Source organism: Azomonas agilis (assembly GCF_007830255.1).
Classification (GTDB): domain Bacteria; phylum Pseudomonadota; class Gammaproteobacteria; order Pseudomonadales; family Pseudomonadaceae; genus Azomonas; species Azomonas agilis.
In genome coordinates this window covers 102,941-116,971 of the sequence record NZ_VLKG01000001.1, presented here as the reverse complement: position 1 = coordinate 116,971, position 14,031 = coordinate 102,941, and the positions used below count along the sequence as shown (strand labels likewise).

Here is a 14,031-nt window from a genome sequence, read left to right as displayed (position 1 = left end):
AGATTAGGCTTGGGTTAGATTTTGCTCGTACCAGACTTTGCTGTTATTGATCAGCCGCACCAGCCACAGCATCACAGGCACCTCAATCAACACCCCAACCACCGTAGCCAGTGCCGCCCCTGAGTCGAAACCGTAGAGCACAATGGCCACGGCGACCGCCAGCTCGAAAAAGTTAGAAGCACCGATCATGGTTGCTGGGCCTGCTACCGAATGACTGACCTTAAAATAGCGGCTTAAGGCATACCCCAAGGCGGCAATCACTAGGGTCTGCAACAGAATGGGCACGGCCAGCAGGGCAATAACCAGTGGCTGGGCCACAATGGCCTGTCCTTGAAAGGAAAACAGCAATACCAGCGTGGCCAGCAATGCCAACATGGAGAAAGGGGCGAGCTTGGCTAATTGGGCCTGAAAGACGGGCTCGCCTTGACGCAACAACTGCCGCCGCAGACCTTGAGCGATGGCCAGCGGAATCAGGATATACATCACCACCGAGAGCAGTAGGGTATCCCAAGGAACGGGAATGGAGGACACGCCGAGTAAGAAAGCCACAATGGGCGCAAAGGCAAACACCATCACCAGATCATTCAGGGCTACCTGAGTCAGGGTGAAGTTGGGATTGCCGTTACAGAGGTTGCTCCAGACAAATACCATCGCGGTACAGGGCGCAGCACCCAGCAGAATCAGCCCGGCCAGATAGCTGTCGATCTGATCTTCCGCCAGCCACGGGGCGAAAATATGGCGTAGAAACAACCAGCCAATAGCCGCCATGGAAAAGGGTTTAATCACCCAATTGATGAACAGGGTAATCCCCATTCCGGCTTTCTGCTGGCGGACTTCGTGCAGGGCTGAGAAGTCGATCTTCATCAGCATGGGAATGATCATCAGCCAAATCAGTACCCCTACGGGCAGATTGACCTCAGCAACGGTCAGTGCCCCGATGGCTTGGGTGGCATTCGGAGCCCACAATCCCAGCAGGGTTCCGCCCAGAATGCATAAAAATACCCACAAACTCAGGTAGCGTTCGAACAGGCCTAAAGGGGAGGCATTGGCGTGGGACATAGCAAAAGGATCTCTTGGGGGCAGACAACCCCATCCGGTAGGGCTGAAATTTTAGAGTAATATATGAAATATAGTATATTCGAAAAAACATATGTAGCGAGTCGCCATGTCTGACCTCCTAAACCCTTCGTTGCTGTTCAAAGCACTGGCGGACGAAACCCGACTGCGGATTGCCTTATTGGTCAGTGCGGAGGGGGAGTTGTGCGTGTGTGAGCTGATGGCGGCTCTAGAAGAAAGCCAACCTAAGATTTCGCGCCATCTGGCCTTGCTGCGTACCCAAGGGCTGCTGGCCGATCGGCGGCAGGGGCAATGGGTGTACTACCGTCTGCACCCAGAGTTGCCGGATTGGGCTAAACACCTGTTGGCGGAAGTCTTAGCGGCTCATGGCACTTGGCTGGAGCCGGATCAGCAGCGTTTACGGGAGATGCAAAAGCGCCCAGATCGTTCTTCCCTGTGCCGTTGATTTCTATCCTTAATGACCTTTGAGAGGTGATGCTGTGTCCCACCCTTATGATCTGTTACCCCTTGATGGGGCCGGCTCCTTAATTCTGACGCCCTGTCCCGGCCTTAAGGAGACCTCAGTGGCTGAGGCTTTAAAAGACCTCAAAGCCGCGGGTGCTTCGGCCCTCGTGACCCTGATGCCGGAGGAGGAGTTGGAGGCTCAGAGCGTTGATGCCTTGCCCAGTCTGTGTGCAGAGCAGCAGCTGGAGTGGTTCCACCTGCCCATTGCCGATGAGCAAATCCCCTTGGCTGACTTTGACAGCGCTTGGGCGCATAGCCACAGACGGTTGCAGCAATTGCTGGATCAAGGCCGTTCTGTGGCCATTCACTGCAAGGGTGGCTCTGGGCGTACCGGTTTGATCGTTGCTCGCTTATTGATGGAGCGCGGGCTGAGTCGGGATCAGGCGGTGGCACAGGTACAGGCATTGCGTCCAAAGGCTATTCAGCACCCGGCGCATGTTGCGTGGTTAGCTCAGTTCGACACGCCCCAACAATAGCCGCACGAATTACAACAGCCCCCATCATTCGAAAAAGAAGAGGACAGCATGAGCATTAAGGTAGGCATCAACGGTTTTGGCCGTATCGGACGTTTGGCGTTGCGGGCGGCTTGGGATTGGCCGGAGCTGGACTTTGTGCAGATCAACGATCCGGCGGGTGATGCCGCCACCCATGCCCATTTGCTCAACTTCGACTCGGTGCATGGCCGTTGGCAGCACGAGGCTCAGAGTGAGGGCAATAACCTGCTGATCGGTGGTAAACGCATTCCCGTGACCGCCAATAAAGCCCTTGCTGATACCGATTGGAGCGGCTGCGATCTGGTGATTGAGGCCAGCGGTAAAATGACCAAGGTGGCTTCATTGCAACCTTACTTAGAGCAAGGCGTGAAACGAGTGGTGGTCAGTGCGCCGGTGAAGGAGGCCGGAGCGCTGAACGTGGTGATGGGGGTAAATCATCAGCTTTTTGATCCCGCCCAGCACCGGATTGTGACCGCCGCTTCCTGCACCACTAACTGCTTGGCTCCAGTGGTGAAGGTGATTCACGAAAATCTGGGGATTCGTCACGGCTCCATCACCACCATTCATGATTTGACCAACACCCAAAGCATCCTCGACACCCCGCACAAGGATTTGCGCCGCGCCCGCGCTTCGGGGTTGAGCCTGATTCCGACTACGACCGGCTCAGCGACCGCGATTGCGGAGATCTTCCCTGAACTGCGTGGCCGCCTGAACGGCCATGCCGTGCGGGTGCCTTTGGCCAATGCCTCCCTAACCGATTGCGTGTTTGAGGTGGAGCAGCCGACTACCGTAGAAGCCGTGAACGCCTTGCTTAAAGCCGCTGCGGAAGGCCCCTTGAAGGGTATTTTGGGCTATGAGGAGCGGCCTCTGGTATCCATTGATTACCGCACCGATCCCCGTTCCTCCATCATTGATGCGCTGTCCACCATGGTGGTTAATGGCACACAGGTGAAGCTCTACGCTTGGTACGACAATGAGTGGGGCTATGCCAATCGCACCGTCGAATTGGCGCGTTTGGTGGGTTTGGCGGATTAAATCATGCAACAGGCCTTGTCTCCCGCTGTGCGCCAATACGCGCTGATTACCGCCAATTACTGGACTTTTACCCTCACCGACGGCGCTTTACGCATGCTGGTGGTGCTGTACTTCCATCAGTTGGGCTATCAGCCGTTGGAAATTGCCGCGCTGTTTTTGTTCTATGAGTTCTTTGGCGTAGTGACCAACTTAGTCGGGGGCTGGCTGGGCGCGCGTTTGGGCCTCAACCGCACCATGAACCTTGGCCTCGGCCTACAGGTGTTGGCCTTGCTGATGCTGACCCTGCCAGCCGCTTGGCTGACGGTACCTTGGGTGATGGCGGCGCAGGCGCTGTCCGGTATTGCTAAAGACTTGAATAAGATGAGCGCCAAAAGCGCCATTAAGAGCCTGTTGCCGGAAGGACAACAAGGCCGTCTCTATCACTGGGTTGCTCTGCTAACCGGCTCCAAGAACGCGCTGAAGGGCGTGGGATTTTTCCTCGGTGGCGCGCTTTTAGCGGCCCTAGGCTTCAGTGCGGCGGTACTGACTTTGGCAGCGGCCTTGATGCTGGTCTGGCTGCTGAGCCTCAAAGCCTTGCAGCAGGATATGGGCAAGGCCAAGCAAAAGCCGAAGTTTCGCGAGTTGTTGTCCAAAAGTCCGGCCATTAATCGCTTGTCGGCGGCGCGTTTGTTTTTGTTTGCGGCGCGGGATGTCTGGTTTGTGGTGGCCTTACCGGTGTATTTAGCGACCCAACTGGGCTGGGATTTTTGGCAGGTGGGCGGCTTTTTGGCTTTTTGGGTGATCGGTTACGGCGGAGTGCAGACCCTAGCTCCTTGGTTGACCGGTAAACGCCAAGGCCGTGTGCCAGACGGGCGCGCCGCCTTGCTGTGGGCTTTGGCCTTGACGGGCATTCCAGCCGCTATTGCGCTGGGCTTGGAGGCCACGCCTTGGGTGCAATCGGTGTTGGTCGGTGGGTTGCTGGTGTTTGGAGTGGTGTTCGCGGTTAACTCCTCTCTGCACAGCTACCTGATCGTTTCCTATGCTAAGGCAGATGGCGTGTCTTTGGATGTGGGCTTTTACTACATGTCCAATGCGGCGGGGCGTTTGTTGGGCACCCTGCTTTCTGGCGGAGTCTTTCAGCTTTGGGGGCTGAGTGCCTGCCTGTGGTTGTCCAGCCTCTTTGTGCTCGTAGCAGCGCTGATTTCCATGGGCTTACCTCGGCAGGCTGGAGCGGCTGAAGCCTAATCCAGCCCCAGTTTTTTCAGCCGGTAGCGCATGGAGCGAAAGGAAAGTCCCAAGCGCTGAGCCGCCGCCGTGCGGTTCCAGCGCGTTTCCTCAAGTGCTTGCATGATCAGATTGCGTTCAACGGCCTCCAGATGCTCCTCTAGATTATGCACCTGTGTGCTGATCGGCTGTTCTTTGCTATAGGAGGGTGTGTTGGGCTCAGTGGGCTGTAAATCTTCTGGCCGGATGCACTGATGGTCGCAGAGGGTATAGGCGCGCTCCAGTATATTCTCCAGTTCGCGTACATTTCCGGGAAACGGGTAGAGCAAAAGCTGTTGCATCGCTTGAGGTTGTAGATTGGCTTGAGGTTGTCCGCTGCTTTGGGCCAGTCGCCTTAAGATATGTTCCGCTAATAGGGGAATGTCCTCACGCCGCTCTCGTAAGGGAGGAATACTCAGCTCAATGACGTTGAGTCGATAATACAGGTCTTGGCGGAAACGACCGGCCTGTACTTCAGCCGCTAAATCTTTATGAGTGGCGCACAAAATGCGTACATCCACAGCCTGTTCTTCTTGGCTCCCTAAGGGGCGTATGGCTTTTTCCTGAATCGCCCGCAGTAGCTTTACTTGCATGGCAAGGGGCAGGTCGGCCACCTCATCTAAAAACAGCGTCCCGCCTTGGGCGGCTTGAAATAGGCCAGGTTTGTCTTCGGTGGCTCCGGTAAAGCTGCCTTTGCGGTGGCCGAAGAATTCACGCTCCATCAATTCGCTGGGGATAGCGCCACAGTTGACAGGAACAAAAGCAGCTTGAGCACGGGGGCCTTGCTCGTGGATTAAACGGGCCGCCAGCTCTTTGCCCGTACCGGACTCACCGCTGATATAAACCGGAGCCTGACTGCGGGCCAGTTTCAAGATCTGTTGCCTTAAAGCCTGCATGGCCGGTGCTTGGCCCAATAACTGGGTGTGTTCTGTCTGTTCGTTGGGAAGGCTGGGGGGCACTTTATGCTTTAAGCGCAGGGCATTGTTAATCAACTCGCGTAGGCGTTTGATGTCCACAGGTTTGGTCAGAAAATCAAAGGCTCCCGCTTTTAAGGCAGTAATGGCCGTTTCTACGCTACCGTAGGCGGTAATCATGGCTACGGGCATGTGCGGATGCTGCTGTTGGATGTACTGCACTAACTCAAGGCCATTGCCGTCGGGTAGGCGCATGTCGGTTAGGCACAGGTCAAAATGATGCTGCATCAGTTGTGCGCGTGCTTCCTGAAGGCTGCCCGTACTGTAAGCCTTTAACTGCATGCGGCTGAGCGTGATTTCCAACAGCTCCCGAATGGGAGGCTCATCGTCCACAATCAACACATTTCGATAGCTGGTCATAGGCATTCCAGTCCTAGGGTGCATCCTGTATTGCTCAAATATTACAGCGGGAGCCGATTGGGGTGAGCGAAGGTAATCCGAAAACAGCTTCCACCCTCTAGGCGAGGATGGTAGTCAATACGAGCTTGGTTGCTGTCGCACAGTTCCCGGCATAAATAAAGTCCCAGCCCTGTCCCTTGATGGTCGGTGGTGAAAAAGGGTTCAAAGATATGCTGGACGTGCGTTGATGCGATACCCGGCCCATCGTCTAATACCTCCAGTACCGCCAATCCTGAGCGCGCATCGGCATAGAGCCTAAGCCAAACTTGAGCCTTAGAATGCTGGCGCTTGCTATAGCGTAATCCATTCTGAACTAGGTTGGTCAGTACCTGCGCCAGTTGGCTGGGGTCGATATGGGTTGAGAGTGGCTGCTTGGCCATGTCCAGATGGATCTGTTGTTCTGGCGTTAGATGGGTGCGTAACTCGTCTACACACTGACCAAGCCACGGGTTGAGCACCAGATGCTGAGGATTAGCGGGGCGGCGGCGCGATACATAGAGCACGTTTTCAATGATCTGATTTACCCGCTGGGTTTGAGCGTAAATAATCTGTGCCAGCCGCAGATCGGCCTCAGGCAATTGCTCAGACTCCAGCAGTAATTGAGCGGCATGGCTGATGGCCCCCAGGGGATTGCGAATTTCATGGGCAATGCTGGCGGTCAATCGTCCTAAAGAGGCCAGTTTGAGTTGCTGGGCTTGTTGGGCGATGGGGGATAGGTCTTCTAAAAAAATCAGGGTTTGCCGCTGATCGTCCTGTAAGGCGGTAAACCCCGGCTGCAAGCGTGCCTTGGGCGTAGAAATACTTTCAGGCCAACGGCTAGGGTTGTGTTGCCACTGTTGCAGGCGCAAAAACAGCGGAGCGCTGTATTGGGTCAATAGATGGCCAGAGAGGGTTTCCAGTCCCAATAAATGCAGGGCTCGTTGGTTGGTGAGTACCACTTGATACTGAGCATCAACCACTAAGATTCCCAAGTGAATGCGCTGCAAAATGAGGGCGTTGAGGGTTTCCAGATGTGCAACGTCTTTAGCGCGGCGGCGGGCTAACTCTTCACTGTGTTGCCAGCGCCGACTTAAACCCTGCACTAATAGGGCGGCGGCGAAGCATAGTGCGCCTAGGGTTCCGGCCTGTACCAATTGATTGTTCGCGGCGCTGTGGCTTAGGCTGAGGTAGAAGGTTAGGTAGATCAGCCCTAGTGACGCGATGGCCGCTAAAAAAAAACCTAATTGCCCGTGCAGCAGAATATTCACGATAGCTACCGATACCACTACTAAGCTACCAATCCCACTGCTGGTGCCACCCGCCCAGTAAAATAGACTTAGCAGTAGCAGAATATCCAGCAGCGCTAATCCCAGTAACCAAGAGGGTTCTGTGCGATTAAAGCTCAGGGCTAAAATCAGATTCAGCCCCAGATACACCCAAAGGCTGTATTGCAGCGCGGTGAAGTTCGCCAAGGCTAACAGGTCGCTGTGGGTTAACAGCAGCAAAACCAGCCCAATTGCCAGACGGTAGACGTGATAAAGACGTAATACCTGGCGCGTCTGGGCTTGGGTTAATACCTTGGGGGTTAATGGTGATTTTTTTGATGCTGAGCCCAATGTTCCTGAGAGCAATACCAGTTCCCTCCGACCTGTAACGCCTGATCTTTAGGGAGATGTAGGCGGCAATGGGCACAACGCACCATAGGTTTAAGTTCTGGATTGGCGCGGTGCTTGGCTTGACGAGCTAAGCGTAGACGCTGCCAAATCCACAGAGCTCCTAGGATCAATAAAATCCAAAACAGCATACGAAACAGTCCCATCCGTTAGAGGCTCCCTTCATAGGTGATGCCACTGAGCTCAATCAAACAGGCCAAAGGTCAGCCGACTCCACCATGAGCGTTCCTCTTCTTCCTTGGCAGCAGCTTGTTGGCGTTGTTCTCGTTGCCAAGGCGCTAACAGGTCTTCTGAAATTTCTTGCTCGGCTGTTTGGTATTGGCGGTCTAAATCGCGGCTGGCGCTGTTTTGCGGTGGTGGCGGAGCTGTGCTGTTATCCTCAATGAAGGCCAAGGCTTTTTGGGCGATCCAAGGATATTTAGGCAGTCCTTCAACTGGCGTAAAACGGCCTCCGTTCAGGGTAGGGTGGTCTGGATAGTTAGTTTTCAACATGTGCAAGCTGGTATCGGCCAGATCATCCAAACCCATGTTTTGGTAAGACTCAATCATCAGCGCCAAGCCATCGCCTACAGTAGGGGAGCCCTGCATGGTTTCTACCACATAGCGGCCTCGGTTAGCGGCGGCTACATAAGCCTTGCGGCGCAGGTAGTAATAGCCCACATGGATTTCCCCCGCCGCCAGCAGGTTACGCAGGTAAACCATGCGTGCTTTAGCATCGGGAGCGTAGCGGCTTTGTGGAAAACGAGAAGTCAACTGTGAGAAGTCGTTAAAAGAATCCCGAGCGGCTCCCGGATCGCGCTTGGTTAAGTCGAGGGGCAAAAACCGGGTCATTAAGCCGCGATCCTGCTCAAAGGAGCTAAGGCCGCGCAGATAGTAGGCGTAATCCACATTAGCATGCTGAGGATGCAACCGGATAAAGCGATCTGCCGCTGCACGGGCCGCTTCAGGCTCTGCATTCTTGTGGTAGGCGTAGATCAGCTCTAACTGGGATTGTTCGGCATAACGACCGAAGGGATAACGAGATTCCAGCGCCTTTAGTTTAGCGACAGCACTGGTGTAGTTTTCTACATTCAGATCATTCTGCGCCAGCTTGTACAGCTCAGCCTCGGTGAGGTTTTCGTCAATGACTTCGCGTGATTCTCCGCCTCGTAAAAAGGAGGGGATTAAAGACTTGAGCTCTGCGCATCCGGCAGAGAGCACAAGCAAGACGATCAGCAACAGATGTTTCACTGGCATGGTAGCGTGCGTTCCGATGACGGCAAGGGACATGCCCTAGGCGGTCGTTATGACGAACAGGCCCGATTAGGATAGAATCTCCTATTTAAACACAAGCCCCTAAGCAGTACCAAAGTACCTGCTCCCTCCAGTTGATATTCAAAATTCCTATGTCCAAGCAGGCTATCCAACACCACGCCGAAGTACCCTTTGATTTGGGGGGCCAGCGCCTCGATCAAATTGCGGCGCAGCTTTTTCCCGAATATTCGCGCTCCCGGCTTGCCGCTTGGATTAAAGAAGGCGCGCTGACCGTTGATGGTCAAACTTTGCGCCCTCGTGACCCCGTTCATGCCGGATCGGTTTTGGCCTTGCAAGCCGAGCAAGAGGCCCAAGGCGAGTGGCAAGCCGAAGATATAGAGCTGGATATTCAGTATGAAGACGAGCACATTTTAGTGCTCAATAAACCGGCGGGATTAGTGGTACATCCTGCTGCAGGCCATGCCGATGGCACCTTGCTCAATGCCCTACTGCACCATGCTCCGGATCTGATTAATGTGCCGCGTGCGGGTATTGTGCACCGCTTGGATAAAGACACCACCGGCCTGATGGTGGTAGCCAAAACCCTACAAGCACAAACCCGTTTGGTCGAGCAGCTTCAAGCCCGCACCGTCAGCCGGGTTTATGAGGCCATTGTGGTGGGGGTGGTGACTTCCGGCGGCACCGTGGATGCACCCATTGGTCGGCACGGTGTACAGCGGCAACGCATGGCCATTGCGGAGAGCGGTAAGCCTGCCGTCAGTCATTACCGTGTATTAGAGCGTTTTCGCGCCCATACCCATGTGCGGGTGAAATTGGAAACGGGCCGTACCCACCAGATTCGGGTGCATATGACCCATATTGGTTTCCCCTTGGTAGGTGATCCTCAATACGGTGGTCGTTTTAAAATTCCGCCCGCGGCCAGTCCCACTCTGGTAGAGGCCCTAAAAGAGTTTCCCCGCCAAGCCTTACATGCGCGCTTTTTAGAATTGGAGCATCCCACCACCGGGCAGCGTATGAAGTGGATTTGCGACCTACCGGATGACTTTGTGTGGTTGTTGACGCTATTGCAGCAGGATCGCGGGGCTTTTGTGGGGTAGTGAGAGGGCCAGAGTGGATGAGGCTTTGTTTGCTCATCCACCCTGATCCTAATGCCCACCGATGGCAAAGCTATAAATAGCTCTTTCATCAAAACGATAGATTAAGCGATCTTTTTGGGAGATACGCCGTGACCATAATCCTGCAAGATTGTGTTTTAGGGGTTCCGGTTTACCCAGACCTGTAGCGGGATCGGCCCGCAACATCTCCTTGAGGAGCTTACACAGCGCCTTGTGCAGCACCTTATCTTTTTCCCGTATTGCCTCGTAAGCGGCCCAAGTGTTCCCTTCAAATACCAGTGATCTCATCTAATTCCCTAGCATTTGGGGTGTAGCCTGTTTGCTGGGTGTGGGTTGCTAATGAAACCGCAATTTGCTGCATCAAGTTTTGATTTTGCAAAATATAAAGGGTTTCTTGCTCGCGCTCCCAATCGTCGGCATTGATAACGACAAAAGCCTCTCCAGCGCGGCGGGTGACTTTTAGAGGTGTGTGGTTATTTACCATCTGCTCTACAAAGTTTTTTAGATTGTTTCGAAATTGATTAACGCTGACGCTATCCATGATTACCACCTTTTGTACGGTAATTCCGTACGAATATGAGGTGAGCGCATCAAGGGGGCAAGTTGTTGAGGCTATTGACCGATGGATAAGGCTTGGCTGATCCACCAAAATCCAATGTTCCATACCCTCAGACCTTTACCTATTCCCATGACTACCCATATTCCTTGGCCCACCGATTGGCTGATTCCCGATTGGCCAGCCCCTGCTCAAGTTCGAGCCTGTATCACTACTCGTGCCGGAGGCGTCAGCCAATCACCCTTTGAGGGTTTTAACTTGGGTGATCATGTAGGCGATGATCCACAGGCTGTGGCCCAGAACCGTGACTTCTTGGCTGAAACCCTAGGATGTACGCCAGCTTGGTTAAGCCAAGTGCACTCTACTGATGTGGTCAAAGCCGATCCCACTCACGTATTAACCGCCGATGCCTGCTGGACGGATCAGCCCCATCAAGCCTGTAGTGTTCTAACCGCTGATTGCCTGCCCGTGCTGTTGTGTGATCGCGCCGGATCTAAGGTCGCAGCAGCCCATGCGGGTTGGCGTGGACTCGCCGCCGGAGTTTTGGAGCGTACGGTGCAGGCTTTAGCGGTTGCGCCACAGGAGCTGTTAGTCTGGCTTGGCCCCGCCATTGGCCCTGAAGTATTTGAAGTGGGGCCGGAAGTACGGGAGGCTTTTGTGTCCGCCCATGCACAAGCTGAGGAAGCCTTTAAGCCCAGTCCTAATGCAGGACGTTACTTGGCGGACTTATACCAACTGGCGCGGATTCGTTTAGCCACTTTAGGGATTACCGCTGTGTATGGCGGGGGTTTTTGTACCTATCAAGAGGCGCGCTTTTATTCCTACCGTCGTCAGGCTAACACGGGGCGTTTTGCTTCTCTTATCTGGCTGGTTGAGCCCAATATGCAGATATCTTGATTTTTGTCAGGCAAAGAGCGCTTGAATATCCTTCAATTATCCCTATCTATGGATCAATCCCGCAGGCTTTAGTCGGTGAGTTGCATTAAGACATCAGCCTGCTCTTACTTATGGACAGGGTGAACCTATGCGTATTGACCGTTTAACCAGCAAGTTGCAATTGGCATTATCTGATGCCCAATCCATTGCGATTGGTTTGGATCATTCAGCGATTGAGCCTTTGCACTTGATGCAGGCGTTATTGGAGCAGCAGGGCGGCTCCATCAAACCTTTGCTCATGCAAGTGGGCTTTGATGTAGCTAGCCTGCGTGATGTCCTAGGCCGTGAGCTGAATAACCTGCCGCGCCTGCAAAATCCCACCGGCGACATGAGTGCTTCGCCAGAATTGGGTCGTCTGCTCAACCAAGCCGATCGTCTGGCGCAGCAAAAGGGCGACCAATTTATCTCCAGTGAGCTGGTGTTGTTAGCGGCGTTGGACGACAGCACCAAGCTGGGCAAATTACTCTTGGCGCAGGGCGTATCCAAAAAAGCGCTGGAAAATGCCATCAACAACCTGCGCGGCGGTGAGTCAGTCAAAGATGCTAACGCGGAGGAGTCGCGCCAAGCCTTGGATAAATTCACCACCGACATGACCAAGCGCGCCGAAGAAGGCAAGCTTGATCCGGTGATTGGCCGTGACGACGAAATCCGCCGTACCATCCAAGTGCTGCAACGCCGTACCAAAAACAACCCCGTTTTAATCGGTGAGCCCGGTGTGGGTAAAACCGCCATTGTCGAGGGCTTGGCCCAGCGTATCGTCAACGGCGAAGTGCCGGACGGCCTGAAAGACAAGCGCCTGCTGGCCTTGGATATGGGCGCTTTAATCGCGGGTGCTAAATACCGGGGTGAGTTTGAGGAACGCCTAAAATCTGTGCTCAATGAACTGTCAAAGCAGGAAGGCCGCATCATCCTGTTTATCGACGAACTGCACACTATGGTGGGTGCTGGTAAAGGCGAGGGCGCTATGGACGCGGGCAATATGCTCAAACCCGCCTTGGCGCGCGGTGAACTGCATTGCGTCGGCGCAACCACGCTGGACGAATACCGCCAATACATTGAAAAGGATGCGGCCTTAGAGCGTCGGTTCCAAAAAGTGCTGGTGGATGAGCCGAGCGAAGAAGATACCATCGCCATTTTGCGCGGCCTGAAAGAGCGTTATGAAGTTCACCATAAAGTGGGCATCACCGACAGCGCCATTATTGCGGCGGCTAAGTTATCCCATCGCTACATCACCGACCGTCAGTTACCGGATAAGGCCATTGACTTGATCGACGAAGCCGCCAGCCGTATCCGTATGGAAATCGACTCCAAGCCGGAAGAGTTGGATCGCTTAGACCGTCGCCTGATTCAACTCAAGGTAGAACGCCAAGCCCTGAGTAAAGAGGACGACGAGGCTACCAAAAAACGTCTGCTGAAACTGGAAGAAGACATCGCCAAGCTGGAGAAGGAATACGCCGATTTAGAGGAAATCTGGAAATCGGAAAAAGCCGAGGTGCAGGGTTCGGCGCAAATCCAGCAAAAAATCGAACAGGCTAAAACCGAGCTGGAGCTGGCACGCCGTAAAGGTGATTTAAACCGTATGGCGGAGCTGCAATACGGCGTATTGCCCGACTTAGAACGCAGCCTGCAAATGGTGGATCAGCACGGTAAGGCCGAAAATCAACTGTTGCGTAACAAGGTCACGGAGGAAGAGATCGCCGAAGTCGTGTCCAAGTGGACGGGCATCCCCGTCTCCAAAATGATGGAAGGCGAGCGGGAAAAACTGCTGCGTATGGAAGATGACCTGCACAAGCGGGTGATTGGTCAGCATGAGGCCGTAACGGCAGTGGCTAACGCGGTGCGTCGTTCTCGTGCGGGGCTGGCTGATCCGAACCGTCCCAGCGGCTCCTTCCTGTTCCTTGGCCCAACCGGGGTGGGTAAAACCGAGCTGTGTAAAGCGCTGGCTGAGTTCCTGTTCGACACCGAAGAGGCCATGATCCGCATTGATATGTCCGAGTTTATGGAAAAACACTCGGTAGCCCGTTTGATCGGAGCCCCTCCGGGCTACGTGGGTTATGAAGAAGGCGGTTATTTAACCGAAGCCGTGCGCCGTAAGCCCTACGCGGTGGTGCTGTTGGATGAGGTGGAAAAAGCCCACCCTGATGTGTTCAACATCCTGCTGCAAGTGCTGGAAGATGGCCGCCTCACCGACAGTCATGGCCGCACCGTGGATTTCCGCAATACCGTGATTGTCATGACTTCCAACTTGGGTTCAGCGCAGATTCAGGAGTTGGTGGGCGACCGCGAAGCACAGCGGGCGGCGGTGATGGACGCAGTGAGTGTGCACTTCCGGCCTGAGTTTATTAACCGGATTGACGAGGTGGTGGTGTTCGACCCGCTCGGTAAAGACCAGATCAACGGCATTGCCAATATCCAGCTCAGTCGTCTGCGTCAACGCTTGGCCGAGCGCGAGCTGAGTTTAGACCTGACTCCAGAGGCTTTAGACAAGCTGGTGGCTGTAGGGTACGACCCGGTATACGGTGCGCGGCCGCTAAAACGTGCCATCCAACGCTGGATCGAAAACCCCTTGGCGCAACAGATTCTGGCCGGGAAATTCGAGCCGGGTACGACCATCCACGCCAAGGTAGAGGGCGACGAAATCCTGTTTGCCTGATCCCAAACTCAAAAAAAGCCCAGCCTAAGTGCTGGGCTTTTTTATGGCTGCATAAAGCTTATATAGGAGCCTAAATAAAAAGCCCGGTAAAAATAGGCTTTTCAGTGCCTGAGCATAGGGGGTATTTTAATTAATAGGAT

The 14,031-nt window shown here is 54.3% G+C and carries 14 protein-coding genes; 7 read left to right on the top strand and 7 right to left on the bottom strand.

All coding sequences use genetic code 11. From position 1 onward, the window contains the following. Positions 1–3 precede the first annotated feature (3 nt). A complete protein-coding gene (gene arsB, locus LX59_RS00500; RefSeq protein ID WP_144569888.1) occupies positions 4–1,059 on the bottom strand; it encodes an ACR3 family arsenite efflux transporter in 1,056 nt (351 codons plus the stop codon). Positions 1,060–1,165: 106 nt separating this feature from the next. Here arsB and LX59_RS00495 point away from each other — a divergent pair, with 106 nt between their 5' ends. The 4 genes from LX59_RS00495 to arsJ are packed head-to-tail and all read left to right on the top strand — an operon-like array spanning position 1,166 to position 4,334. Continuing rightward, positions 1,166–1,522: a metalloregulator ArsR/SmtB family transcription factor gene (locus LX59_RS00495; protein ID WP_144569887.1), complete on the top strand. Its 357-nt coding sequence runs from the start codon at positions 1,166–1,168 to the stop codon at positions 1,520–1,522. A 34-nt stretch (positions 1,523–1,556) separates the two neighbouring features. Then, entirely contained in the window at positions 1,557–2,057 is a 501-nt protein-coding gene (locus LX59_RS00490) for a cyclin-dependent kinase inhibitor 3 family protein (RefSeq protein WP_144569886.1), read from the top strand. Between the two features lie 48 nt (positions 2,058–2,105). Continuing rightward, positions 2,106–3,110, top strand: coding sequence for an ArsJ-associated glyceraldehyde-3-phosphate dehydrogenase (locus LX59_RS00485; RefSeq protein ID WP_144569885.1), 1,005 nt, complete (start codon positions 2,106–2,108; stop codon positions 3,108–3,110). Positions 3,111–3,113: 3 nt separating this feature from the next. Then, positions 3,114–4,334 carry an organoarsenical effux MFS transporter ArsJ gene (gene arsJ, locus LX59_RS00480; RefSeq protein ID WP_144569884.1) on the top strand — a complete coding sequence of 407 codons (1,221 nt, stop codon included), beginning with the start codon at positions 3,114–3,116 and terminating at the stop codon, positions 4,332–4,334. Here the strand turns inward: arsJ and LX59_RS00475 are convergent. The 4 genes from LX59_RS00475 to LX59_RS00460 are packed head-to-tail and all read right to left on the bottom strand — an operon-like array spanning position 4,331 to position 8,613. Continuing rightward, positions 4,331–5,686 (bottom strand): sigma-54-dependent transcriptional regulator, encoded by a 1,356-nt coding sequence (locus LX59_RS00475; protein WP_144569883.1) that lies wholly within the window; start codon positions 5,684–5,686, stop codon positions 4,331–4,333. The two genes, arsJ and LX59_RS00475, sit on opposite strands and share 4 nt — an antisense overlap. Before the next feature lie 41 nt (positions 5,687–5,727). Continuing rightward, complete coding sequence (locus tag LX59_RS00470) at positions 5,728–7,320, bottom strand: sensor histidine kinase (RefSeq protein ID WP_144570226.1); 1,593 nt, start codon at positions 7,318–7,320, stop codon at positions 5,728–5,730. Continuing rightward, positions 7,290–7,523 (bottom strand): PP0621 family protein, encoded by a 234-nt coding sequence (locus LX59_RS00465; RefSeq protein WP_144569882.1) that lies wholly within the window; start codon positions 7,521–7,523, stop codon positions 7,290–7,292. The genes LX59_RS00470 and LX59_RS00465 overlap by 31 nt, the downstream gene beginning before the upstream one ends. 37 nt (positions 7,524–7,560) lie before the next feature. Beyond that, positions 7,561–8,613: an outer membrane protein assembly factor BamD gene (locus LX59_RS00460; RefSeq protein WP_144569881.1), complete on the bottom strand. Its 1,053-nt coding sequence runs from the start codon at positions 8,611–8,613 to the stop codon at positions 7,561–7,563. 149 nt (positions 8,614–8,762) lie between these two features. On the opposite strand from LX59_RS00460, the gene rluD reads away from it, so the two are divergent. After that, positions 8,763–9,728, top strand: a complete 966-nt coding sequence (rluD, locus tag LX59_RS00455) for a 23S rRNA pseudouridine(1911/1915/1917) synthase RluD (RefSeq protein WP_144569880.1) — start codon at positions 8,763–8,765, stop codon at positions 9,726–9,728. A 48-nt stretch (positions 9,729–9,776) separates the two neighbouring features. Here the strand turns inward: rluD and LX59_RS00450 are convergent, their stop codons facing one another. Next, entirely contained in the window at positions 9,777–10,034 is a 258-nt protein-coding gene (locus LX59_RS00450) for a Txe/YoeB family addiction module toxin (RefSeq protein WP_144569879.1), read from the bottom strand. Then, complete coding sequence (locus LX59_RS00445; RefSeq protein WP_144569878.1) at positions 10,015–10,287, bottom strand: type II toxin-antitoxin system Phd/YefM family antitoxin; 273 nt, start codon at positions 10,285–10,287, stop codon at positions 10,015–10,017. The genes LX59_RS00450 and LX59_RS00445 overlap by 20 nt, the downstream gene beginning before the upstream one ends. A gap of 147 nt (positions 10,288–10,434) precedes the next feature. On the opposite strand from LX59_RS00445, the gene pgeF reads away from it, so the two are divergent. Both pgeF and clpB read left to right on the top strand, forming a co-directional pair. Further along, positions 10,435–11,199 carry a peptidoglycan editing factor PgeF gene (pgeF, locus tag LX59_RS00440; RefSeq protein ID WP_144570225.1) on the top strand — a complete coding sequence of 255 codons (765 nt, stop codon included), beginning with the start codon at positions 10,435–10,437 and terminating at the stop codon, positions 11,197–11,199. A 127-nt stretch (positions 11,200–11,326) separates the two neighbouring features. After that, complete coding sequence (gene clpB / locus LX59_RS00435) at positions 11,327–13,891, top strand: ATP-dependent chaperone ClpB (protein ID WP_144569877.1); 2,565 nt, start codon at positions 11,327–11,329, stop codon at positions 13,889–13,891. Positions 13,892–14,031 lie beyond the last annotated feature (140 nt).

Coding starts and splice junctions, on each gene's coding strand:
- arsB (WP_144569888.1), bottom strand. CDS start 1,059: ATGTCCCACGCCAATGCCTCCCCTTTAGGCCTGTTCGAACGCTACCTG.
- LX59_RS00495 (WP_144569887.1), top strand. CDS start 1,166: ATGTCTGACCTCCTAAACCCTTCGTTGCTGTTCAAAGCACTGGCGGAC.
- LX59_RS00485 (WP_144569885.1), top strand. CDS start 2,106: ATGAGCATTAAGGTAGGCATCAACGGTTTTGGCCGTATCGGACGTTTG.
- arsJ (WP_144569884.1), top strand. CDS start 3,114: ATGCAACAGGCCTTGTCTCCCGCTGTGCGCCAATACGCGCTGATTACC.
- LX59_RS00475 (WP_144569883.1), bottom strand. CDS start 5,686: ATGACCAGCTATCGAAATGTGTTGATTGTGGACGATGAGCCTCCCATT.
- LX59_RS00465 (WP_144569882.1), bottom strand. CDS start 7,523: ATGGGACTGTTTCGTATGCTGTTTTGGATTTTATTGATCCTAGGAGCT.
- LX59_RS00460 (WP_144569881.1), bottom strand. CDS start 8,613: ATGCCAGTGAAACATCTGTTGCTGATCGTCTTGCTTGTGCTCTCTGCC.
- rluD (WP_144569880.1), top strand. CDS start 8,763: ATGTCCAAGCAGGCTATCCAACACCACGCCGAAGTACCCTTTGATTTG.
- LX59_RS00450 (WP_144569879.1), bottom strand. CDS start 10,034: ATGAGATCACTGGTATTTGAAGGGAACACTTGGGCCGCTTACGAGGCA.
- LX59_RS00445 (WP_144569878.1), bottom strand. CDS start 10,287: ATGGATAGCGTCAGCGTTAATCAATTTCGAAACAATCTAAAAAACTTT.
- pgeF (WP_144570225.1), top strand. CDS start 10,435: ATGACTACCCATATTCCTTGGCCCACCGATTGGCTGATTCCCGATTGG.
- clpB (WP_144569877.1), top strand. CDS start 11,327: ATGCGTATTGACCGTTTAACCAGCAAGTTGCAATTGGCATTATCTGAT.